This is a genomic window from Micromonospora sp. NPDC048986, assembly GCF_040649335.1.
GTDB lineage: Bacteria > Actinomycetota > Actinomycetes > Mycobacteriales > Micromonosporaceae > Micromonospora > Micromonospora alfalfae.
This window is the reverse complement of sequence record NZ_JBEZFJ010000001.1, coordinates 716808-739149: the sequence shown is the minus strand read 5'-3', so window position 1 is coordinate 739149 and position 22342 is coordinate 716808. Positions and strand designations below refer to the sequence as shown.

Sequence of the window (22342 nt, the reverse complement as noted above, 5' to 3'; positions counted from 1 at the left end):
AGAAATTGGAGTTGGCGTCCCGGCTCGCGGGTGACTAGTCCGGTCGTCGCCGGGACGCCCTTCCTCCCTGGGAAAGCCCTCCCGCCGAAGCGGGAAGCATGGCGAGGGTCACGGGCGGTGCGAGCCGGGGCGGACGAATCGTCAGCCCCGGCGTACCGCGACCACACCCGATGACCCTCCCGCCCGTCGTGGGCGGAAGTTGTCGCGGGAGACCGGCCAAGACCGAGAAAGCCCCTTGGGGAGCCTCGGCCGGTCGCCCCGCTACTTGTAGACGAACTCGGACGCGCCGGCCCGGTCACCGATCACGCGGCCGACGCCTAGCGTCGTGTCGCCCTCGTCGCGGCGGGTCAGCCGACGCGGGTCAAAGGTGCCAAGGGCGTCGCCTTCGATCCCGTATCCCAGGCCGTATAAAGCGCCGCCGGGAAGCTGGGAGATCGCGCGCTCAATTGGCGACCGGCGTACGCCCCGACGGCCCGCGACGATGCCGAGGGGCCATTCCTCGATCAGCTCGACCAGGCCGGCGGGCCCGTTGCGGACGGCGTCGGCCTCGACGGCCAGGGCGCGGAACTCTTCGAGCAGCGCCGGGGCGAACTCGTCCAGCGCGCCCGATAGCGGCGTCCAATCGCCCGGCTGTGGGGCGTCCGGTTCGCCGTACAGGTAACCCATGACGTCGGCGAGGCTTGCGGCGGCGTCGCCCTGGTCGGCGCGATGCGTCGCCTTCTCGGCGCGCTCTAGGCGCTTCCGGCAGGCGTCAGTGCACGTCCGGCCGATCGGCCCAGACGGGCCAGGGGCGAAGGCATTCGGGCAGCCCGGCGCCTGGCACGGGCGTGGGGTTGAGCGGTCAGGGTCAGTCACGACGGGGTCCAATCCAGGGAGGAGCGGTCGCCGTGGTCAACGGCGGCCGGGGCGGGGGAACGGACAACGCCCCCGGGTCCTTGCCGAAGGGGCGAAGGTCCGGGGGCGCTGCGAGTCGGTGCGGTTAGGCGGTGCGGCGGGCGCGACGGTCGGCGAGTTGGTAGACGCCGGGGCGAGACGTGGTCGTCGTCGGCCTGGTCGACCCGCTCGCCTGGCGGGCCCTGGCGTACGCGCCGAGGTAGGGCCGCAGCTCTTCGTAGGCCATCTCGGCTACTCGGTCGAGAATCGCTTCCGAGAACGCATCGCGGGCTTCCTGTTCCATTAGGCGGCCATCCTCCCGACGTCGGTGCCGGCTGTGGTGCGGGTCAGGAAATCGACCAGGTAGGCGCGCTGTTCTTCCCACGCGAGGCGGGCGACGCGCTCGGTTACCTCGGCGATCACGGCAGGCTCGGGAACTACCCAAAGCCGTTCGCCCCGGATCTTGCGCGGATCGCCGAGGACGTCACGGGCAAGCGCCATAAAGGCGTGTTTCCCGAGGCGTTCAGCGGATGGCGTCACGTCCGTGTAAGCCGTCCAGGTCGCGGCGACCGGCTGGCGGCCGGGGGCCAGCGCGGCCATGAACGCCCGCGCGGCCGACTCGGTCGCGGCCGGGTCCGGCTTCGGGGCGGCGACGGGTTTCGGGGTCGGCTTCCGCTTTGCGCGCCAGTTAGGCCAGGCAACCTCACCTCGGAAGTCGGGTAGGTCGTCGAGCGATTCCAGGACGTTTGAAACAACGTTGCCGACCCAGCGGACGCGGGACCCGCGCGGCGGGCCCTGACCGTTCCGCGGATTTCTGGGCATCGCTAGCCGAGCCAGGTCGCGGGCGGTCGCCACGGCCTCGCCCAGGCGCGGACAAGACCCGCGCGGCGGGTCAGGTAGCTCGGTCAGCAACCGGCAGACAAGGGCGGTCAGTTCGTGGCGCGGGACCGGGTCGGCGAGGTCCGGGGTATCCCGTCGGATGCGGACGACGACACGCCGCCATTCGTCGTCGTAGACCAGGCGGTGACGCTGCTCAAAAAGCGGTTCCAACAGGCTGGAAGCGTCATTGGCAACCAGCTCGCAGGTTTCGCGGCCGAGAAGGCGGCTGTAACCGTCCTCGATGTAGGGGTCAGCCTCGTAGAACGCGAGCGCGCGGGCGCGGAGAATGCCGGCCACGCGCTCGATTGGTGGCGGGTCCAAGTCGGACATATCAACTCCTCAGGGTCAGAGCCAGGGACGGCGCGGGGGACGGTGGGCGGCGGGGTACCTGGGGGGCCTCGGGGCGAATCGGCCATGGGTCGAACCTCCGGCATGGCTTGGTTGTCCAAATGAGGAGTGGGCCAGAGCGAGGCCGGGTGTTCACGGCGGCCGGGCACGGTGAGGGCGGCCCGCCTCAGGGAGGGGGCACTTTGACGATCGTGTGCATGCACCTGCCCCTGTATTACCTCCTCTAGTTCGTTCTCTCTCTCCCAGTAGAAGAGATATAGGGGCGACTGCATGCACACGATCGTCAAAGTGCCCCCTCCTCGCCTCGCCCGTCCTCGGCGTCGTCCAGGGCATCGCCCCGCCCGCCCGGCGGCCCGAGGTGGCCCGGAATCCTGCAACGAAGTCGCGCGGTCCGAGCGAGGTTGGCGGCAGCACGGCATTGCGCGTGCTGACTATCGTGCAATCGTGGCAAAAATTGATCTAGGTGACTTGCCAGGCTGGATTCAGGCCGTGACAACCATTGGAGCACTCGCCTTCGCGTGGATCGCCGCGAAGTCGGCTCTCAACCTCTACCGAATCGAGTCGGCACGCGATGAGCATCGGGCCAGGGTGGAGCGAGAGAGTCAGGCATCGCGGGTATGTGTCTGGATGGAGCCCGACTTGCATGCGCCTGTTGACGAGATTGAAGTTGAATTCATGCCCGGTAGATATGAGAAGGTTCAGGAACGGCAATGGCGGCCCTTGACCAATGTTAAGAATGGCTCTGAGCTGCCTGTTTATGCCGTGACCGTGTACTTCTACAGGGAAGACATGCTTAAGAACGGAGAAGTGGAGGAGCGCCACGATATCTTCAACTACCCTGTTATTCCCCCTGGCGGCGGCTTGACTATTCACACTAGCGACGATCTTCAACAACCTCCCTTCTACGGCCCGGCGGATCACGCGTTCCGTGTCGAGATGTCATTCCGCGACGCGGCGAACAACGAATGGCACCGTCACCCGGACGGCAAGCTCAGTCCACGAATTGAACGCCCATCGAAGTAGGCCCTACCGGGGGCCGACCGGCGTGTGTCCGGTCGGCCCCGGCGGGCGGGTCAGGCGGTGACCAGTGCCGGCGGGCGGGCCGCCTGGCGGCGGCGTGGCGGCACGGTGGCGGCGGGCATATATCGGCGGGCGGTACGTTCGGACACGCCCAGGCGGGCCGCCACCTGAGCGGGCGTCGCGCCCGGCGTCTCGGCCAAGGCCGCCGACACCCTGGCGGCGGTCTTCGGCGGTGCCGCCACCAGATCGGGCGCGGCCGGCGGGATGCCAACACGGGCCACGAGCGGCAACATCCGAACGCCAGACGGGATGACCGGCGGGCGAGGCCGGGGCGGCGCTAGGACGGTCGGCGCGGGGGTCCCGGGAGGACTAGGGACGACCTCAACCGGGCGAGGGGTACCTCCGGTAGGGGTCGCCCCGGCCGAGGCGGCTGCGGTCCCCCCGTGGGGGTCTTGGGCGATGGCGGGCGTCCGGGCGAAACCGAGTTTCACCAACGCCATGAAGGCGAGCGCGGGTACGGCCGAGAGCAGCCAGCCCGAGACGCCCTGCTTCGCCACGGCGAGCGAGAGGCACGCCGCCCCGACCAGCAGGGCGAGCGGGTACCCCGTCGGCGAGCCTGCCCGACGCCGCCGCCGGATTTCCAGCAGCGACGCCACCGGGACCAACTCGGATACGCAGGCGTTGACCCAGCCGAAGGCGTTCGGCGTCCCGTCAGGGCTGTTTGCCATCGTCCAGGCGTGGACGTGACTGAAGCTCGCCCAGCCGGCCGCAGCGCCCACAACGAGCAGGATTAGGAGCAGCAACACACCCTCGACGCGTTCGGTGCGGTTCATGCGGTGGGCAGGCGACGCAGGTAGGCCGGAACGTCGGCCAGGGTCACGACCGGCACGCCGTGAAGCGCGGCGTAGACGGGTTCGGGGAAGTCCTCGGCCCCGGGCAGAGTCACGACGACGTCAGCCGCGCGGGCGGCGTCCATGTCGTCGGCGACCAGGGCGACGAGGTCGTCAGCGTCGGCCGGGGCGGCGGCTGTCGCGGTGGCTACCAGATAGCCAGCGTCCAGCAGTGCGGCCACGGCGTCGGCGAGGGCGTCGGCGGCTCCGGCGGGAGCAGCGACGTAAGCGCGGGGGTCAGTAGGGTTGAACACAGCGAACCTCCCGGGGTTCGTTAGGGCCCTGGTCGGCGGCGGAATCGCTCGGCCGGGGCCTGTCTTATGCGGTTGTGGTGTCTGGTCTCAGGCGTCGGCGGGCACAGGATCGGGCTCGTCGGCCCAGGTGAAGCGCAGACGCGCGGCGGGGTCGAACCTGTAGCCCCTGCGACCCCCGGCGGGCGTGATCGTTACGGCGTTCAGGGCCAGGCCGAGAAGGTCGCGCCGGTCGGGCAGAGTCGCGGCGTCCCAAGCTTCGCGAGCTAGAACCGGATCAAGTAGCGGGCTGATGTCGGCCTCGGGCAACGGGAATTCGGCGAGGTTGCGACGCAGACCGGCCACGCGGGCGGTCAGGCGTTCGTGTAAACGGGTCCAGCGCTGGATCGCCTCGGGGCCGACGAACTCGCCGCGCAGGTATCGGGCGTCTTCGAGGTCGATCAGGGCGGCGTTGGCGTCGTCCAGGGCGGCCGTGATGGTGGCGCGCTCGCGGATCACGTTCGGGTCATGCCGGGCTACCCATCGCTCTGCTACGGCGTCTAGCAGTGGGTCGCCGGGCTCGGTTGCCGCGAGTCGGTTAATGAAGGCGTCGACTACCGCGCGGTCTACGGCGGGGATCATCGCCGTGGTGTGCGCCGGGCACGGGCGGCCGAGGCGGCGGGCCTGGCACACGTACGACTGACCGGCGGCGGACATGCGGCCGGCGCAGCCCCCGCAGCGCAGGTACCCGGTTAGGAGGTGGGCGACCTGCGCGCGGACACCCCGGGGGCGGCCCGACTTGTCGGCGGCGGTCCGCTGTTCGAGGAGGCGAACGGCCTGTAGCTGTTCGGCCGGCGTGACGATCCCTCGGCCGACCTCGACGGCCTCGCCGGTCTCCGGGTCGCGCCACGGAACGACCTTCGCCGTGTACTTCCCGTCGCGCTTGATGGTCTCAGGCAGTAGCCCGGCGAACGCGGGGGACTTGAGCAGAGTCGACAGCGTCCCGACGGCCCAACTACCGCCGCGCGGAGCGGGGATCTCCCGGGCGTTGAGGTTGCGCGCGATCCTCACCAGCGGTTCGCCGGATAGGGCCCGGTCGGCGATCTCGCGGGCGGTCGGCGCGGTGCGCGGGTCGTGGTCTAGCCGGCCGTCTTCGCCGACGGTCAGGCCGTACGGCGGCTGTCCCCCGATCCATCGGCCGAGAGTGCGAAGGTGCGCCTTCGCACTGGCGACGCGAAGGCCGATGTTCGCGGATTCGCTGCGGGCGACCTCGGACAGGAGGGCGAGTACGAGCCGGGCCTGAGAGTGCGACGTGTCGAGGCCGTCCTGTACGAAGACGATCCGCCCGCCGACCTTCTCGACGTCGTCAAGGACTTGGCCGACCTGACCCATGCCACGCCGGGACAGGCGGTCAACCTTCCAGACGACCAGCGTCCCGACGGTGCCGGTCGTTAGGGCAGACACGGCGGCGTCGAACCCGGCGCGGTCGACGGCCTTATAGCCGGACCGGCCCCGGTCGATGTGGACGGTACGGACCTCTAACCCGGCGCGCGTGGCCCAGGCCCGACAGTCGGCCTCTTGGCGCTCGATTGCGGTCTTTCCCTCACGGTCGAGGGACAGGCGTAGGTAGAGATCGGCGAGGTGTTCGTGATGGGACATGGCGAGGACGCTAGGTCCTCGGCGCGTGAGTTACAAGCTTCTTCTAGGACATCCAAAAATCCGCAATGACGATCTTGCCGCGAAGGTCGGCGAGCTTGAGGTCGCGTCCACCGGTGTTCAGCCAGCCCCGGCCGCGCAGTTCGGGAGCCCGTACTCGTGCGCTCATGCACCCATCGTGCCTGACCATCGGCCCGCGTCCGGCCGGAGGGGGCGAGATTCGATACCACCTGCGGGTACGACGACGGCGGGGTCACGGGCAACCGTGACCCCGCCGTCGGTGCAGCTACTTCGTGGCCGGCTTCAGGCAGAGCACCCGGTTGGTGCCCTCACCCGGCAGCACCACGTGGGGCTGCGTCGTGTCGGTGCACTTCTCCTTGGCGTCCACCTTCGAGACGATCGTGAACGCGCCCGCCTCGCCGCAGTCCGCCGCCGAGGCGCCGCCCTGCCCGGACTGCTTCACGCAGGTGCCGACCGCCGGGTCGAAGGACGGCGTGTCGTTTCCGCCGACCTTGCCGAGCAGCAGCAGCAGGCCGAGCGGCACCGCCAGGATGAGCATCGCGGCGATCAGCACCGCGGCCAGCACCCGGCCGTTGCGTACCTTCGGCGTCGGTGGCTCCACCTTCGGTTCGTCGGCGTCCGGCTTGAACGCGTCGAATCGGCCCTGGTCATTCTGGCCGGCCTCCTGGCCCCAGGACGGTGCGGGCTGCGGTGGTGGCGGGAACGACGGCGGGAAGCCGCCGCCCGGCACTGGTTCGGTCGCCGGCCCGCCGAAGCCCGGCGCGCCGGAGCCCGGGCCACCGAAGTTCGGCGCACCGAAGGTCGCCGTTGCGTTCGCGGTGCCGGCGGCAGGCGCCCCGGGGCCGCCGAACTGGTCCGCCGGCGGCTCGGCACCGGAGTGCGGGCGGGTGCCGTTCATCGGCCTGTTGTTGCCCGGGGCGTCGACGAAGGACGGCACACCCGGCGGGAACGCCGGCGGCGCGGACGGGGCCTCGTTGAACGCGTTCGGTGCGGGCTGCCGGTCGTCGAAGCGCGGATCGGCCGGGGCCTCGCCGCCCCAGCCGGGCCCAGCCTGCCGCTGCGCGTCGTTCTGCCAGTCGGGAGCGATCTGCCGCTGCCCCTCGTGCTGCCAGTCGGGCGTGGCCTGCCGGGGCGCGTCGTTCTGCCACTCCGGAGCACCCTGACGGTCGGTGCCCGAGTCGCCCTGGAACGCCTCCGGCTCCGGCTCGGCCTCCGGCTCCGGTCGTGCCGGACGGCCGTACACCCGAGGTTGCGGGTTGGCCGTGCCGGTCGGTCGGATGGCCTGGTCGGTCGGGGGCATGACCCGGCTGGCCAGCGGCACCGAAGCGCTCGCCGTGGCCCGGGCCGCTGCGCCGGCTGCCGACTCGGCGTCCGCCACCGGCACGACCGCGCGGCCCGCTCCGGACTCCGGAGAGGTACGCGGGGCGGGCACCACAGCGCCGCCCGCGGAGACGTCCTCGGGGCGACCACCGTACTGCGCGGGGGTGTCCGGGGTCTCCCGCTCGGCGTAGGCGGGCTGCTCGGGGATCGGAGCGAACTGGGCCTGGGGCGCGTAGTCGGACGGCGGGGCGGCAGCCAGGCTGGCACCCGGGACGCGCTGCTCCTGCGGAGGCAGCGGCACCGCGTTCGCCGGCGAGATGCCCGGCGCGGGGCCGGGCTGGTAGGCCGGTGCCTCGTCGCCCCGGTCCGCCTCCCAGCCTCCACGGGACTGGGCGGAAGCCTCGGCCTCCGCGCGACCCCACACCTCACCGGGAGCCCACGGCTCGGCCTCCGGCACGCCGCCGGGGTTGCCCTGGGCGGCGTTGTCCGGGCCGGCGGCCCAGTTGGGCGCGCCGCCGCTGGTGGGCACGCTGGCGCTGGCCCGGGCGGGGAGGTTGCTCGGCTCGGCCGGGGTCCACCCTGCCTGCTCCGGCCGCTCGGTCGGCTGCTCCGGTTGGGAGAGCACCCAGTCGGGCTGCTGCGGGCGGCCCTCGGCTTCGCCCCAGGCGGCCGGCTGCGCGGGCTGGTCCTGCCGTGCGTCGCCGCCGTCGTTCCACTGTGCGGGCTGCGCCTGCTGCTGCTGCGCGGCCCACCCGCCGGAGTTGGCCGGATCGTCCTGCGCCGGCCAGTTCGTCGTCGGGGCCGGGACCTGGGCGGCACCACGGGCCGGGCTCGGCTGGGCGGCCTGACCCCAGCCGGGGGCGGGCTGCTCGGTCGCTTCGGCGGGCTGGCCCCAGGTCGGTGGCGACTGCTCGGCCGGCGTCCACACCGGCTGGTCGTCGCGGGCGGCTCCGCCGGCGGGCCAGCCGCCGTTGCCAGCGGCCTGGTCCTGCTGGGCACCTCCGGACCATCCGGCGGCCTGCGGCGCGTCGGCTTGCGGAGATTCGGTCGCCCGCCAGTCAGCTGCGGGCGGGTTGGCCTGCGCCGCGCCGCCCCAGCCGTTGGCCGGGTCCTCCTGGGCGGGCCAGGCGGCGGTGGCCGGGGGAACCTGCGCGGCGCCCCGTGCGGCTGGCTGGGCCTGCACCCAGTCCGGCTGCTCGGCGGGGGCGTTCGGGGTCCAGGTCGGTGCCTGTGCGCTCTGCTCGGCGGGCGTCCAGCCCTGCTGCTGCGCGGCCCAGGGGTCGGGCTGTGCCGGAGCCGGCGCGCCGTCGTTGCCGGACCACCCGCCGGGCTGCTGCTGCGGCGGCTCGCTCGCGCCACCACCGGCGGCCCAGGCGGGCTGCGCCGGGTCGTTGGGCTGCGCAGCGGCGGCACCCCAGGCGGGGCCTGTGGGCTGCTCGGACTGGGTCGCCCATGCCGGCGCCGACGGGTTGGGCCGCGTCGGGGGCGGGGGCGCCCAGCCCAGGTCGGGGCCGGCGGCGTTCTGGCCGTTGTCCGGCTGCGCCGGGCGGTCGCCGTACGGCGCCGGTCCGCCGGCGCCCGGTGACACCTCGTCCGGCTCTTGGCCGGGTCGGTGCGGGCCCTCGGACGTCATGGGTGCGCCTCCTCCATCACATGTCGGCTCGCCGGTGCCGATCGGTCTCCTCGGCGTGGCTGCCGGCGTCACCGGCGTACCGCTGTGCCGGCTCCCCGCACGGTATCGGGTGGTGGCACGACACGTCCAAGGAGCACTGGCCGTCACTCACCGTTGCCGGTTGATGTCGAGCAGTTCTGTCGGCTCGGCCTCTGCCGGGTCGGCGGGCGGCGACCGAAGCCCACCGTACCGGGCGCTGCGGCAGGGCGGAATCCCGGTGGTGGTGGTTGGGAAACGCCGATGGCCCACCCGGTGGGCCGGGTGGGCCATCGATCTGGAGGAGGTGAGGAATGTAGTGGAGCGTCAGCTCATGTGACGCTGGGCGATGACGAGGATTTCCTCGCGAACCGCCGGCGAGTTCGCCGAGCGCAGCGCGTGCTCGATGGCACGGGCGCGGCGGGTCGCGTCGCGGTGGTTGCGGATTCGCTCGATCATGCTCATTGGTGGGTCCCCCTAGCTATTCGGTTGTCAGCCCCTGATGCGTCTATTCAACAGGAGAAGCCGGCGAACTTCCATCGATTATTAGGTGAGCTGAGACACTTGCCTAACAATCAAAGGTCAACAGGCCATCTGACCGACGGTTCCGTCGCCCAACGGACACGGCCGGTGTGCCGGGTGTTAACCCGTGGCACACCGGCCGTGGCTGGCGTTCGAAACGATCAGGTCCAGGCGAGCAGCGCCGCCTCCGGATCCGTGAGGAAGTCGCCGATGTCCCGCAGGAACTTCGAGCCCAGCTCACCGTCGATGATCCGGTGGTCGAAGCTCAGCCCCAGCGTGGTGACCTGGCGAACCTTGACCTTGCCCTTGTGCACCCAGGGCATCTCCCGCACCGCGCCGAAGGCCAGGATCGCGGACTCACCCGGCGGCAGGATCGGTGTGCCGGTGTCCACCCCGAACACGCCGACGTTGGTGATGGTTAGGGTGCCGCCCGACATGGCCGCCGGCGAGGTGCGGCCGGACTTCGCCGTCTGCACCAGGTCGGTCAGCGCGTCCGCCAACTCCCGCAGCGAGAGTCGGCCGGCGTCCTTGACGTTGGGCACGATCAGACCGCGCTCGGTGGCCGCCGCGATGCCGAGGTTGACGTACTCCTTCACCACGATCTCGTCGCCCGCCCAGGTCGAGTTGACCATCGGGTGCCGCTGCACCGCGAGCAGCACCGCCTTCGCCACCAGCAGCAGCGGCGAGACCCGTACGTCGCGCCACTCCCGTCGGCCGCGCAGCCGGTCCAGGGCCTTCATCGCCCGGGTGACGTCGACGGTCAGGAACTCCGTCACGTGCGGGGCGGTGAACGCCGAGCGGGACATGTTCTCGGCGGTCAGCTTGCGGACGCCCTTGACCGGGATGCGTTGCTCCCGGTCCGCGCCGAAGCTGGGCGCCGTCGTCGCCGCGATCGGCTCGGCGACCGCCACGCTCGCTCCGCTCGCCGCCTGCTGCACGTCCTCCCGGGTGATCGAGCCGAGCGGACCCGACCCGGTCAACGTGGCGAGGTCGACCCCGAGGTCCTTGGCGAGCTTGCGCACCGGCGGCTTGGCCAGCACCCCGCCGGTCGCCCCACGGCTCGCCACCGCCCCACCGCGCCGATCATGCACTTGTGGTGCCGGAATCGTGGCGGTCGCGGCTGTTGTGTCACCCACCACAACTCCTTGATCGACCCCAGCGGGGGCGGCGGGCGCCGTCACGGCCTGCGCCGGGACCGCGCCCTTGCGGGGGCGACGCTTCGCGGCGGTGGTACGCGGGCCGTAGCCGACAAGCACCGCCGTCCGCCCGCCAGGGGCCGCGCCGCCGATCAGGCCGGGCTCGATCATGCCCTCGGCCGGTGCCACCTCCACCGCCGCCAGCGAGGCCGCCGACGGGGTGGGCAGGTCACCGCTGGGCGTGGCCGTGGTCGACGGCGCGTCCAGCGGCCCGGCGCCCGGGTCGGTGTCGATCGCGATGATCGGCGTACCGACCTCGACAGTGGTGCCCTCCGGGTGGTGGATCGCCTGGACCTGGCCGGCCCACTTCGCCGGGATCTCCACCGCCGCCTTCGCCGTCTCCACCTCGACGATCGGCTGGTTCAGCTCGATGGTGTCGCCGACCTTGACCAGCCAGGCCAGGATCTCGCCCTCGGTCAGCCCTTCACCCAGGTCGGGCAGGTTGAACGTCTTGATCCGGGACATGTCGCTCACCAGCCGAAGGTGCGGTCGACGGCGTCGAGCACCCGATCGAGGTCGGGCAGGTACTCCTCCTCCACCCGGGCGGCCGGGTAGGGGGTGTCGAAGCCGGTCACCCGCAGCACCGGCGACTCCAGGGAGTAGAAACACTCCTCGGTGATCCGGGCGGCCAACTCGGCGCCGAGGCCGATGTTGGACGGCGCCTCGTGCACCACGACCACACGGCCGGTGCGCTTCACCGACTCGTACGCCGCGGTCAGGTCCAGCGGCGAGAGCGAGCGCAGGTCGATGACCTCCAACTCCCGGCCGTCCTCGGCGGCGGCGCTCGCCGCATCCAGGCAGGTCCGCACCATCGGACCGTAGGCCAGCACTGTGACGTCGGTGCCGGGCCGCACGACCCGGGCCGAGTGCAGGGGGTACGCGTCGGACAGCGGCGCGTCCAGGTCGACCTGGCCCTTCTCCCAGTAGCGCCGCTTGGGCTCCAGGAAGACGATCGGGTCGTCCGAGGCGATGGCCTGCTGGATCATCACGTACGCGTCCTGCGGGTTGGCGCAGGTCACCACCTTCAGGCCGGCGGTGTGCGCGAAGTACGCCTCCGGCGACTCGGAGTGGTGCTCCACAGCGCCGATGCCGCCACCGAACGGGATCCGGATCACCATGGGGATGCTGAGCCGGCCGCCCGAGCGGTAGTGCATCTTCGCCACCTGCGAGACGATCTGGTCGTACGCGGGGTAGACGAAGCCGTCGAACTGGATCTCGCAGACCGGCCGGTAGCCGCGGATGGCCAGACCGACAGCGGTGCCGATGATGCCGGACTCGGCCAACGGGGTGTCGATCACCCGCTGGTCGCCGAAGTCCTTCTGGAGACCGTCGGTGATCCGGAAGACGCCGCCGAGCTTGCCGACGTCCTCGCCCATGATGACGACCTTGGGGTCGTTCTCCAGGGCGCGGCGCAGACCGGTGTTTAGGGCCTTGCCGATGGTGAGCGTCTCCGTGGCCATCAGTGGGCGCTCCCCTCGAACGACTCCATGTAGCGGCTGAACTTCGCGCGCTGCTCGTCGAGCAGCGGAGACCCGTTGGGGTAGACGTTGTCGAACATCGTCACCGGCTCCGGGTCCGGCATTTCGAGCACCCGCTCGCGCAGGTGCACCGACTCGCGGCGGGCCTGCTCGTCGACCTCGGCGAAGAAGCCCGCGTCGGCGATCTGCTGCTTCTCCAGGAAGGCCTTGACCCGGGCGATCGGGTCCTTTGCCTGCCACGCCTCGACCTCGCTGGCGATGCGGTAGCGGGTCGGGTCGTCGGAGGTGGTGTGCGCGCCCATCCGGTAGGTGTACGCCTCGATCAGGCTCGGGCCCTGCCCGAGGCGGGCGTTGTCCAGCGCGGTGCGGGTGACCGCGTACGTGGCGAGCACGTCGTTGCCGTCCACCCGTACGCCGGGGAAGCCGAAGCCGGCGGCCCGCTGGTAGAGCGGGACACGGGTCTGCCGCTCCAGCGGTTCGGAGATCGCGTACTGGTTGTTCTGGCAGAAGAAGACCAGCGGCGCGTTGAAGACGCTGGCCCAGACGAACGCCTCGTTCACGTCGCCCTGACTGGTGGCGCCGTCGCCGAAGTAGGCGATCGCCGCCTCGCCGTCGTCGGTGCCGGTCTTGCCGTCGATGGTGATCCCCATCGCGTAGCCGGTCGCGTGCAGGGTCTGCGCCCCGATGACGATCGTGTACATGTTGAACTTGAACTCGTTCGGGTCCCAGCCGCCCTGGTCGACGCCGCGGAACAGGCCGAGCGGCATGATCGGGTCGATGCCCCGGCAGTAGAGGACGCCGTGCTCCCGGTAGGTCGGGAAGGCCATGTCCTGGGTACGCAGCGCCCGCCCGGAGCCGACCTGGGCGGCTTCCTGGCCGAGCAGGCTGGCCCAGAGGCCCAGCTCGCCCTGGCGCTGGAGAGCGGTCGCCTCGGCGTCCAGCTTCCGGACCAGCACCAGGTCGCGGTAGAGACCGCGGTATTCCTCGTCGGTGAAGTCGACGCGGTACTCGGTGCCGTCCGGCCCGGTGGCGCTGTCGATCCGTTCACCTTCGGGGGTGAGGAGCTGCACCAGCGCGGGGTCGCCGGCCGCGCCCTTCCTGGAGCGGGGTGCAGCCCGCCTGCTGCGGGTGGTGCCCCCGGGGTCGCCCTTTGCCATCGGTCTCTCCCTGTCGTGTCTGCGTCGGCACCGGGGGGTCACCCGGCCGCGCAACTCGTGCGCCTGCCCGGCTGCTGCCGGACCGGTTCCTGGCGGCCGCGCCTAGCCCCGGTGGGGGTTGCCGCACGGCGTGATCCGGGTTCTGGCCGAACCCGGATCGGGAGCGCCGGCGCTCAACCGCGCCTGCCGCGAGGGTGCGCGGAGGTCACGGCTGCGTTGCCGTCGTGCTCCATATTCGCAGAGCAGGTGAGCGCGCCCACAGTACGCCTGCCTCCGCAATCCGACAGCCCATGTTTTGACGCCGTTTGTCGCCATCATGCCGGCCCGCGTTTCCCATGCGTTGCGCCACGATTCGTCACCGTTCGGGCAGCACTGCGTGTCGACACGCGGTGGAGGTTGGCTGACCGAGGGTGACTGCGCGAGGCTGATTCCCGCAGGATCGCGCCTATCGGGTTAATTGTCGGGTTTTAGCCCCCCGGTGGCGTCCATTCGTGTCCTCCGACGGCCGACGACTAGGGGTGTGCGGTGTACGAGCCAGGTGACGGTCCCGGCACACCAGCGCTTGGTCGGCACCGGTCGCCCGGCGGTTACCGCCGGGTGGTCGGTGTCCACCGGGCCCCCGGCGCCGGTGGCCCCTCCCGCGGTTACCTGCTCACCGTCGCGCTGCTGGCCGGCACGGCGTCGATGCCCATCCTCGCCGCGATCAGCGCGGGCTCGGCCACCCCGGGCAGCACCGCCCTACCGGACAGCAGCACCCCGTTCATGCCGACCCCGTCCGTCGGGCCGGTGGTGATCCCCATGCCGATGACCAGCCAACCACCGCTTCCCCCGCTCGGCACACCCAGTGTCGACCCGACCAGCGGCTGGCTCCCGGCCGCCCCGTCGCGTCCACGGGAAGGGCCCGCCGCCGATGCCGGGCCCGGCCGGTGGACGACCGCCCCGCCGGCGGCACCGAAACCCACGCGGAGCACCTCGCCTCCGGTACCCCCGCCCGTTGCCCCGCCACCGCCGACCAACCCCGACCCCACCGACCCACCGGACCCGACCCCGACCGACCCCGACCCCACCGACCCACCGGACCCGACCGACTCGCCGGACCCGACCGACTCGCCGGACCCGACCGACTCGCCGGACCCGACCGACTCGCCGGACCCGACCGGCTCGGCCGATCCCGATCCGACCCCGACCCTGACCGTGGAACCGACGCCCACGCTGGGGCCGACGTTGGGGCCGACACCCACGCCGACCGACGACGCGACAGCGACCGCCGTACCGACCAGCACCCGGTCCGTCCCGGCCCCCACACCCACGCCGACCGCGGTACCGACCCGTCGACCCAGCCCGGCGATCCCGTCGCCGTCGGTCGTCGCCTCGACGCCCAGCGTCAGCCCGGCGCCACTGGCCGGACCGACAGACCCCGCGGCGTCGCCGACGGTACGGTGACGATCAGGCGCGGCCAGTCCGGCGACGGCGGCGTTCGGCGGTAGGCGCGTACCGGAGGGGGCGGCGTGGGCGGCGGTGCGGAACCCCGCCCGGTCGCCACCCGGCCCGGCCCGGGGTTGCGGATCGCCCGGCTGGTCACCGAGGTGACCGCCCCGGCGGTGCTCGTGTCGCTGCTGATCATCACGGTGAGCTGGCACAGTGCCAGCCGCCCCGGTCAGGGCCTGGTCTGGGGTCTGCTCGCCACTCTCTTCGTCACCGGCATTCCGTTCGCCTACATCGTCGGCGGGGTACGCCGTGGCCGGCTCACCGACCACCACGTCGGCCGCCGGGAGCAGCGCCGGGCGCCGTTGCTGGTCGGCCTCGGTTCGGTCGCTGCGGGGCTCGCCCTGCTCGCCGTGCTCGGCGCGCCCCGCCAGGTGCTGGCACTGGCGGTGTCCGGCCTTGTCGGCCTCGTCGTCGCCGTGTCGGTCAGCCACTGGTGGAAGATGTCGATCCACTCGGCGGTGGCCGCCGGCACGCTGGTCATCCTGATGCTGACCTTCGGGACCCGGCTGGTCGTCGCCGCACCGCTGCTGGCGGTGGTCGGCTGGTCCCGGGTACGGCTGAAAGACCACACGCTGGCGCAGGTGCTGACCGGAGGTGCGCTCGGCGCCCTGATCGCCGCGGTGATCTTCGGCCCGCTGCGCTAGCCCCCAGGCCCCGCTGGGCGAGCCGAGGGAGGGCGGCGTGTAGCCACCCACCCTCGGACGTCGTCAGGCGCCGTCGTCGGCGAGGCGGTGGCGGTTCGCCTCGATCCACGCGTCCAGCGCGGCCGGGTCGTCCGGGTCCACCCCGTCGGCCATCAGCTGGGCCACCGCTGCGGTGGCCGCGCTGCGCCGCTCACCGGTCGAGTAGAGGCGGGCGAACTCCGGCACCATCTCCTCGATCGCCTCGTCGGTGCGCGTCGCCGCCGCCTCGGGCAGCCCGCGCTGGCGCGACGCGTACCGCGCCCAGGCCCGCAGCACCCGGGGAAGCATCGCCGCGTCGTCCATGTCCAGTACGGCCCGGCGGTGCACCCAGTCGAGCAGGAAGAGCCCGGACACCGCGGGGCTCCAGCGCATCGGGTCGGCGTCCGGGAAGCTCGCCGAGTGGTCCAGCAGCAGGCTCAGGCAGAAGTGCAGGGAGGCCAACTCCGGCCCGTCGACGGCGTCCAGCCCGAAGCGGGCGGCCTCCGGCGCGCCGAGGAACCGTCGGACCAGGTCGGTGCGCTCGGCCGCGGAGAGCGGTTCGACCTCCGCCGGACCGGTCGGGTCGACAGCGGTGGGCAGCACCGCCAGGCGGGCTCCGACCAATGCTCGGTCGGTGGCGAGCGACCCCTCGCCAGGCAACTCGCCCAGGTCGTCGGTGACCGCCAGATGGCGTGCCACCTCGCCCCGGAACCGGGCTGGATCTTCGGTCCGGAACCAGGTCAGCTCGTCGTCGGCGCACATCTGCCGGACCTGGTCCAGGATCCGTTCGGCCGGCCCGCCCACGAAGATGTCCTTGGTGATCCCGATGTTGTGGTCCACCAGGGCCACCAGCGCGTGCTCCGAGCCGCCGGACTCGTCGTCGTAGGCGAAGGTCGCGAGGTAGGAGGTCTGGTCGCCGTACACGTCGCCGTACGCCCAGGTGCCGGTGAGGTGCACCCGGCCGAGCTGGGCTGTCCAGGTGGGCGCCTGGCTGCCCGCGCGCACCCGATCGGTGCCCTCGGCGGTCGGGACGAGCGTGGCGAAGACCTGCCGGATGGTGGTCGCCGCCGCGACCCTGCGGCGGGCGGTGGCGGCGAGGAAGCCGGTGACGAACTCCCGTACGGCGGCGTCGCGGTCGGTCTCCGCGATCGCGTAGACACTGCCCAGCAGGGCGCTGCCGAGCATCTCGGCGTCGAGGGCGGACTCCAGCTTGGTCACGTCGCGTGCGGCGTGCAGCACCGCGTCGTAGGGGGTCTGAGGCGTGGCCATGCTCCGACCCTACGCCGCCCGAGGCGTACGCAGAGCGGTAGCGAGCCGTGCGGAGCGTCGGCGGCGTGCCCAGCGTCAGCGGCCTGCGGCGTCCCGCAGCGCGTCCCGGGCCTGGGCGTACGAGCCGAGCACGATCCGTACCGGAGCCAGCACGTACTCGTCGCCCACCTGGGCGACCCGCGCCGTCAGCCGCTGGTCGGCGCGGGACCGGGCGCGCCGGGCGGCCCAGCGCACCACCGGCCGGGTCAGCGCCGCCACCAGCAGCCCGGCCAGCAGGCCGCCGAGCAGCAGGACGGTCGGCAGCGGCACCTGGCCGACCATCGGGTTGTCCAGCGCCGGCAGGCCGAGCGCTCGCAGCGCGTAGCCGAGCACCAACCAGCCCAGCCCGACCACAGCGGCGAGGGTGACCAACCACTGCACACCGCCGACGATCCGCCACCACAGCGGGCGACGGTCGAGGCCGAGGTCGGTGCCGGCGATCGTGCGATCCAGGGCGTCCGGCAGGTCGCCGAGGCGGGACCGGGCGGCGGAGGTGACCGCGCCGGGCCAGGCGGCGGGCAGGCCGTCGGCGGCCCGGTCGGCCACCGCGCGGATGGCGAGGCCGAGCGCCGAACGTTGGGCGGCCGTCGGGTCAGGTACCGAGGTGGCCGCTACCAGGCTCTCCGCCGGGTCGGCCTGGTCGCCGGTCGGGCCGGGCAGGTGCAGCCGACGCAGCGGGTCGGGTCGCAACCGCCGCCAGCCCCGGACCACGGGCCAGCCGGTGGCCGCGCCGGCCCGGTGCCGGTACGCCCGCTCCACGGCCTCGGTCACCGCTGGCACCCCGGCCGCCCCGGCCAACGCCCGGTTCAGCCCGTTGACGGCTGTGTCGTCCGGCCCGCCCGCCGGCCGGGCCGAACCGACCAGCTCGTCCAGGCCGGCGACGACAGTGTCGACATCACCCGCGAGCCGGCGCAACGCGGCCTGCCGCTCGGCGACAGTGCGCTCCAGCGCGTTGCGCAGCCCGACCATCCCGGCAGGGTCGATGGCGGTGGTGGCCAGCAGGGGCACCCCGGTCAGCCCGTCCGTGTCGAGCAGCCGACGCAGATCGTCCAGGACCCGGGGCACCTCGGCCGGGGGGAGCCGGTCGGCCTGGTTGAGCACTACCACTGTGACGTCGCGGTGCCTGTGGAACTCGCGCAGGTAGCTGTCGTGAATGACCCGGTCGGCGTACTTCTGCGGGTCGACCACCCAGACCACCTGGTCCACCAGGCCCAGGAGCCGGTCCACCTCGAGCCGGTGCGATCGCTGCACCGAGTCGAAGTCGGGCAGGTCGAGCAGGATCAGCCCGTGCAGGGCCGTCTCGTCGTCAGCGTCCAGGGCGCTCTCCCGGACGAAGCGGTGTCGGGGCAGCACGCCGATCCAGTCGAGCAGATGGTTGGCGCCCTCCAGCGGCCCCCACACGCAGGCGTGGGTGACGCCGGTGGTCGGCCGGCGGACCCCGACCGGCGACAGCTCCAGTTGGGCCAGCGCGTTGAAGAGGCTGGACTTGCCACTGCCGGTGGCGCCGGCCAGGGCGACCACCGTGTGGTCCCGGGACAGTGTGAGCCGGGTGCCGGCCCGCTCCACCACCGTGTGCGCGGGCACCAGGTCGGCGTCCGGCAGCAGACCGTCCACGGCGGTCAGGAACCGGCGTACCGCGTCCAGGCGGGCGATCAGCGCGTCGGCGTCGACCCGCTGGTCCCCACGGAACACCTCGCGGACCCGGCCGGCGATGTTGCTCACCGGGAACCCTCCTCGTCGGCGGCGGACAGGCCGCTGCGGTGCCGGGCCAGCTCGACCCGGCCGGCGGCCCGGCGCAGACCGTCGCCGGCGTCTTCGGCGGGGCGGGCGTCGGCGGTGCGGCTCAGGAAGCGGTCGGCCTCCGCGGCGAGCAGCGTCCGCACCCGGTCCAGCAGGTCGGTGCGGGCCTTGGCGGCGAGGGTACGCACCGCCTGGTCGCCGAAGATCGCCTGGAGGACGGCCTGTGCGGCGACAGTGGTGCCGGCCCCGGTGGCCAGCTCCAGCCCGGTCGGGATGAACGCGGTGGAGGCGAAGACGGCGATCATCACGGCCAGCCCGGTGGCGTTCACCGCGTACGCGGCGGTGCGGGCCACGAACCGCTTGTCACCGCCCTCGACCCGGACCAGCTCCAGCACACCGCGCTGCCAGTCCCGGACCATGCGCTCGGCGCGTTCGGGCAGGTCGTCGCTCGGGTGGGCGAGCGCCGGGTCGAGCAGCCCCGCGCCGGCCGGGTGTGCCTTCCACCCGGTGTACGCGGACTCGGCGGCCTCCGAGGCCACCCCGCGCAGCAGCGTCACCAGTTGGGACTCGATGGCGTTGCGCAGCTCGGCGGCGGGCGCCGGCCGACCGGTGACGGCAGCCACCACCCGGTCCCGGAGGCGGCCGATCCGTGCCTCCAGTGTGCGGAACAGCTCGCCGGTGCCGACGAACTCCTGCCAGCGGGCGAGCACCTCACCCCGCAGCAGCCGGCCGTCCTGGAGCCCCTGCTCGACGGTGCGCTCGGCAGCCCGATACGCGGCCAGGACCCGTTCGTCCAGCCCGTCGGCGGCGGCGAGCTGCTCGTCGGCGGCGTCGGCCAGATCCTCCACGGCGGGGTGGAGTGCGGCCAGCGCCCCGTCGAGGGTCTGGCGGACCACCGCCGCCCGCGCGTCCACGTCGGCGGCCAACCGGGCGAACCAGTCGGCCAGTGGGGCGGTCACTCCCTCGGGCAGCAGCCCCTGACCGTCGACCCAGGTCTCGGGCAACACGAACAGCGGCGCCCGGCCGAGGTCCTGCTCGGCGAGCATCTCGGTCAGGTGCGCGGCGATCTCGTCGGTGGCCTCGGCGGGCACCCGGTCCAGCACCATGGCGATCACCGCGCCGCGCGCCCGGGCACTGCGCAGCAGCTCCCAGGGCACCGCGTCGGCGTACCGGGCGGCGGTGGTGACGAAGAGCCACAGGTCGGCGGCGGCCAGCAGTTGGGTGGCGAGCGCCCGGTTGGCGTCGACGACCGAGTCGATGTCGGGCGCGTCGAGGAAGGCCAGCCCGGCGGGGAGGGCCGGGGCGGTGACGAGGTGCAGGGCGCGCGGATCGTCGCTCGGCTCGGTGGTGCGGGTCAGCCCGGGCAGCAGGTCACCCTGCCGAAACCAGGCCGCGTCGGACGGGTTGCAGACCAGCACCGGGGAGCGGGTGGTCGGCCGGAGCACGCCGGCCGCGCTGACCCGGGCCTTGACGAGGCTGTTGACCAGGGTCGACTTACCCGCGCCGGTGGAGCCGCCGACCACCACGAGCAGTGGCGCGTCCAACCGGGCGAGCCGGGGCAGCAGGTAGTCGTCGAGCTGGTCGGTGAGTGCTGTGGCGCTGTGCCGGGCAGCGTTGGCAGAGGGCAGCGCGAGGGGATACCGGGCCGCGCCGATCGCCTCCCGGAGGCCCGACAGTGCGCCGGGGAGGCTGTCGTCCCCGGTAGTGGCGGGCGGCTCCCCCGCGGCGTCCGGCGGGTCGGTGCGGGCTGCGACGGCGGGCGCACCGGAATGGGTGGCGGGATCGCCGTGCGTCGTCACCGCTAAAGCGTGCCCGACCGATGCAAGGGAAGACAACCGGACGGTAATAACGGCTGGGTTGCGTCGGGTTGACTCAAGTCAACTTGACGATTGGCCAACGCGTGGCACTATTGAGTCCAGTTCACTCAACTTGTGGTGGGGCCCGCTGCGGGCGGTGCTCGCCAGCAGCCCACGGGCGACGCCCGTCACCTGCACAACCTTACGAAGCGAGGAAGCGAAGATGGCACGTGCGGTCGGTATCGACCTCGGCACGACGAACTCCTGCGTCAGCGTTCTCGAGGGCGGTGAGCCCACCGTCATCGCCAACGCTGAGGGGTCGCGGACGACTCCTTCGATCGTCGCGTTCGCCCGCAACGGCGAGGTGCTCGTCGGTGAGGTCGCCAAGCGCCAGGCAGTGACCAACCCGGACCGGACTATCCGGTCGGTCAAGCGGGAGGTCGGCACGAACTGGTCCGTCGACATCGACGGCAAGAAGTACACCCCGCAGGAGATCTCGGCCCGGACGCTGATGAAGCTCAAGCGGGACGCCGAGGCGTACCTGGGCGAGCAGATCACCGACGCGGTGATCACCGTCCCGGCCTACTTCAACGACAGCCAGCGCCAGGCCACCAAGGAGGCCGGTGAGATCGCCGGCTTCAACGTGCTGCGGATCGTCAACGAGCCGACCGCCGCCGCCCTGGCGTACGGGCTGGACAAGGGCTCCAAGGAGCAGACCGTCCTGGTCTTCGACCTCGGCGGCGGCACCTTCGACGTGTCGCTGCTGGAGTTGGCCGAGGGCGTCATCGAGGTCAAGTCGACCAGCGGTGACAACCACCTCGGTGGCGACGACTGGGACCAGCGGATCATCGACCACCTGGTCAAGACGTTCCGCGGTGAGCACGGCATCGACCTCGGTCAGGACAAGATGGCCCTCCAGCGGCTCCGTGAGGCCGCCGAGAAGGCCAAGATCGAGCTGTCCGCCGCTACCACCACCAACATCAACCTGCCGTACATCACGGCCGGCGCGGCCGGCCCGCTGCACCTCGACGTGACGCTCAGCCGCGCCGAGTTCCAGCGGATGACGCAGGACCTGCTGGACCGTTGCAAGGGCCCGTTCGAGCAGGCCGTCAAGGACGCCGGGATCAAGATCTCCGACGTCGAGCACGTCATCCTGGTCGGCGGTTCGACCCGGATGCCCGCCGTGACCGACCTGGTCAAGCAGCTCACCGGCCGCGACCCCAACAAGGGCGTCAACCCGGACGAGGTCGTCGCCGTCGGCGCCGCCCTCCAGGCCGGTGTGCTCAAGGGTGAGGTCAAGGACGTCCTGCTGCTCGACGTGACCCCGCTGAGCCTGGGCATCGAGACCAAGGGCGGCATCTTCACCAAGCTGATCGAGCGCAACACCACCATCCCGACCAAGCGTTCCGAGGTCTTCACCACGGCCGACGACAACCAGCCGTCGGTGCTGATCCAGGTGTTCCAGGGCGAGCGGGAGATCGCGGCGTACAACAAGAAGCTCGGCACCTTCGAGCTGACCGGCCTCCCGCCGGCGCCGCGCGGCGTGCCGCAGATCGAGGTCGCCTTCGACATCGACGCCAACGGCATCGTCAACGTGCACGCCAAGGACCTGGGCACCGGCAAGGAACAGAAGATGACGATCACCGGCGGCTCCTCGCTGCCGAAGGACGACATCGAGCGGATGCGCCGGGACGCCGAGGAGCACGCGGAGGAGGACAAGCGCCGCCGCGACGACGCCGAGACCCGCAACGTGGCCGAGGCGCTCCAGTGGCAGACCGAGAAGTTCCTCGCCGAGAGCGGCGACAAGCTGCCCGGTGAGAACCGCGAGCAGCTCAACGAGGCGCTCGGCGAGCTGCGCGGCGCCCTTGGCGGTCAGGACATCGAGAAGATCAAGTCGGCGCACGAGAAGCTGGCGCAGGTCTCCCAGCAGGCCGGTTCGCTGCTCTACTCGTCTCAGGCCGAGCAGGGTCAGCAGCCGGGTGGCGAGCCCGGTCCGGGTGCGACCGGCGCGACCGGTGCGACCGGCGCGCAGGCCGGCGGCGCCGACGACGTCGTCGACGCGGAAATCGTTGACGAGGACGGTAAGAAGTGACCGTCGGCCTCCGACACG

General features: G+C 72.2%; 18 protein-coding genes and 1 pseudogene. 4 read left to right on the top strand and 15 right to left on the bottom strand.

The window, feature by feature from the left end:
• Window positions 1-261 precede the first annotated feature (261 nt).
• From AB0B94_RS03425 to AB0B94_RS03415, 3 genes are all read right to left on the bottom strand, one after another.
• A complete protein-coding gene (locus AB0B94_RS03425) occupies window positions 262-666 on the bottom strand; it encodes a hypothetical protein (protein ID WP_357267842.1) in 405 nt (134 codons plus the stop codon).
• A gap of 313 nt (window positions 667-979) precedes the next feature.
• Window positions 980-1120 (bottom strand): hypothetical protein, encoded by a 141-nt coding sequence (locus tag AB0B94_RS03420; RefSeq protein WP_357267840.1) that lies wholly within the window; start codon window positions 1118-1120, stop codon window positions 980-982.
• Window positions 1121-1176: 56 nt separating this feature from the next.
• Window positions 1177-2082, bottom strand: coding sequence for a hypothetical protein (locus AB0B94_RS03415; protein WP_357267838.1), 906 nt, complete (start codon window positions 2080-2082; stop codon window positions 1177-1179).
• A gap of 462 nt (window positions 2083-2544) precedes the next feature.
• On the opposite strand from AB0B94_RS03415, the gene AB0B94_RS03410 reads away from it, so the two are divergent.
• Window positions 2545-3123 carry a hypothetical protein gene (locus AB0B94_RS03410; RefSeq protein WP_357267836.1) on the top strand — a complete coding sequence of 193 codons (579 nt, stop codon included), beginning with the start codon at window positions 2545-2547 and terminating at the stop codon, window positions 3121-3123.
• A 479-nt stretch (window positions 3124-3602) separates the two neighbouring features.
• On the opposite strand, the pseudogene AB0B94_RS03405 reads toward AB0B94_RS03410, so the two are convergent.
• From AB0B94_RS03405 to pdhA, 9 genes and pseudogenes are all read right to left on the bottom strand, one after another.
• Window positions 3603-3953: pseudogene (locus AB0B94_RS03405) on the bottom strand (DUF2637 domain-containing protein); the annotation flags it as partial.
• Window positions 3950-4264, bottom strand: a complete 315-nt coding sequence (locus AB0B94_RS03400) for a hypothetical protein (RefSeq protein WP_357267834.1) — start codon at window positions 4262-4264, stop codon at window positions 3950-3952. The gene AB0B94_RS03400 and the pseudogene AB0B94_RS03405, both read right to left, overlap by 4 nt.
• A gap of 87 nt (window positions 4265-4351) precedes the next feature.
• A complete protein-coding gene (locus tag AB0B94_RS03395; protein WP_357267832.1) occupies window positions 4352-5899 on the bottom strand; it encodes a recombinase family protein in 1548 nt (515 codons plus the stop codon).
• A gap of 43 nt (window positions 5900-5942) precedes the next feature.
• A complete protein-coding gene (locus tag AB0B94_RS03390; RefSeq protein WP_357267830.1) occupies window positions 5943-6065 on the bottom strand; it encodes a hypothetical protein in 123 nt (40 codons plus the stop codon).
• A 117-nt stretch (window positions 6066-6182) separates the two neighbouring features.
• Window positions 6183-8870 (bottom strand): hypothetical protein, encoded by a 2688-nt coding sequence (locus tag AB0B94_RS03385; RefSeq protein WP_357267828.1) that lies wholly within the window; start codon window positions 8868-8870, stop codon window positions 6183-6185.
• 342 nt (window positions 8871-9212) lie between these two features.
• Window positions 9213-9350, bottom strand: a complete 138-nt coding sequence (locus tag AB0B94_RS03380; protein WP_165435866.1) for a hypothetical protein — start codon at window positions 9348-9350, stop codon at window positions 9213-9215.
• 218 nt (window positions 9351-9568) lie between these two features.
• Entirely contained in the window at window positions 9569-11077 is a 1509-nt protein-coding gene (locus AB0B94_RS03375; protein WP_357267826.1) for a dihydrolipoamide acetyltransferase family protein, read from the bottom strand.
• Window positions 11074-12063: an alpha-ketoacid dehydrogenase subunit beta gene (locus AB0B94_RS03370; RefSeq protein ID WP_357267824.1), complete on the bottom strand. Its 990-nt coding sequence runs from the start codon at window positions 12061-12063 to the stop codon at window positions 11074-11076. The genes AB0B94_RS03375 and AB0B94_RS03370 overlap by 4 nt, the downstream gene beginning before the upstream one ends.
• On the bottom strand, window positions 12063-13238 hold the full coding sequence (gene pdhA / locus AB0B94_RS03365; protein WP_238669744.1) for a pyruvate dehydrogenase (acetyl-transferring) E1 component subunit alpha: 1176 nt from the start codon (window positions 13236-13238) through the stop codon (window positions 12063-12065). Before pdhA ends, AB0B94_RS03370 begins: the two co-directional genes overlap by 1 nt.
• A gap of 525 nt (window positions 13239-13763) precedes the next feature.
• On the opposite strand from pdhA, the gene AB0B94_RS03360 reads away from it, so the two are divergent.
• Window positions 13764-14681 (top strand): hypothetical protein, encoded by a 918-nt coding sequence (locus AB0B94_RS03360; protein WP_357267822.1) that lies wholly within the window; start codon window positions 13764-13766, stop codon window positions 14679-14681.
• 65 nt (window positions 14682-14746) lie between these two features.
• Complete coding sequence (locus AB0B94_RS03355; RefSeq protein ID WP_357267820.1) at window positions 14747-15370, top strand: phosphatase PAP2 family protein; 624 nt, start codon at window positions 14747-14749, stop codon at window positions 15368-15370.
• A 63-nt stretch (window positions 15371-15433) separates the two neighbouring features.
• Here the strand turns inward: AB0B94_RS03355 and AB0B94_RS03350 are convergent, their stop codons facing one another.
• From AB0B94_RS03350 to AB0B94_RS03340, 3 genes are all read right to left on the bottom strand, one after another.
• Window positions 15434-16657, bottom strand: a complete 1224-nt coding sequence (locus AB0B94_RS03350) for a hypothetical protein (RefSeq protein ID WP_357267818.1) — start codon at window positions 16655-16657, stop codon at window positions 15434-15436.
• Window positions 16658-16732: 75 nt separating this feature from the next.
• A complete protein-coding gene (locus AB0B94_RS03345) occupies window positions 16733-18418 on the bottom strand; it encodes a GTPase (protein WP_357267816.1) in 1686 nt (561 codons plus the stop codon).
• A complete protein-coding gene (locus AB0B94_RS03340) occupies window positions 18415-20235 on the bottom strand; it encodes an ABC transporter (RefSeq protein ID WP_357267814.1) in 1821 nt (606 codons plus the stop codon). Before AB0B94_RS03340 ends, AB0B94_RS03345 begins: the two co-directional genes overlap by 4 nt.
• 220 nt (window positions 20236-20455) lie before the next feature.
• Between AB0B94_RS03340 and dnaK the strand changes: the two genes are divergently transcribed.
• Window positions 20456-22324, top strand: a complete 1869-nt coding sequence (dnaK, locus tag AB0B94_RS03335) for a molecular chaperone DnaK (protein WP_357267812.1) — start codon at window positions 20456-20458, stop codon at window positions 22322-22324.
• The last annotated feature ends 18 nt before the right edge of the window (window positions 22325-22342 follow it).

What these genes read in the sequence shown, in the direction of transcription:
- AB0B94_RS03425 (WP_357267842.1), bottom strand. Translation starts at nt 666, where the DNA reads ATGGGTTACCTGTACGGCGAACCGGACGCCCCACAGCCGGGCGATTGG.
- AB0B94_RS03420 (WP_357267840.1), bottom strand. Translation starts at nt 1,120, where the DNA reads ATGGCCTACGAAGAGCTGCGGCCCTACCTCGGCGCGTACGCCAGGGCC.
- AB0B94_RS03415 (WP_357267838.1), bottom strand. Translation starts at nt 2,082, where the DNA reads ATGTCCGACTTGGACCCGCCACCAATCGAGCGCGTGGCCGGCATTCTC.
- AB0B94_RS03395 (WP_357267832.1), bottom strand. Translation starts at nt 5,899, where the DNA reads ATGTCCCATCACGAACACCTCGCCGATCTCTACCTACGCCTGTCCCTC.
- AB0B94_RS03390 (WP_357267830.1), bottom strand. Translation starts at nt 6,065, where the DNA reads ATGAGCGCACGAGTACGGGCTCCCGAACTGCGCGGCCGGGGCTGGCTG.
- AB0B94_RS03385 (WP_357267828.1), bottom strand. Translation starts at nt 8,870, where the DNA reads ATGACGTCCGAGGGCCCGCACCGACCCGGCCAAGAGCCGGACGAGGTG.
- AB0B94_RS03380 (WP_165435866.1), bottom strand. Translation starts at nt 9,350, where the DNA reads ATGAGCATGATCGAGCGAATCCGCAACCACCGCGACGCGACCCGCCGC.
- AB0B94_RS03370 (WP_357267824.1), bottom strand. Translation starts at nt 12,063, where the DNA reads ATGGCCACGGAGACGCTCACCATCGGCAAGGCCCTAAACACCGGTCTG.
- pdhA (WP_238669744.1), bottom strand. Translation starts at nt 13,238, where the DNA reads ATGGCAAAGGGCGACCCCGGGGGCACCACCCGCAGCAGGCGGGCTGCA.
- AB0B94_RS03350 (WP_357267818.1), bottom strand. Translation starts at nt 16,657, where the DNA reads ATGGCCACGCCTCAGACCCCCTACGACGCGGTGCTGCACGCCGCACGC.
- dnaK (WP_357267812.1), top strand. Translation starts at nt 20,456, where the DNA reads ATGGCACGTGCGGTCGGTATCGACCTCGGCACGACGAACTCCTGCGTC.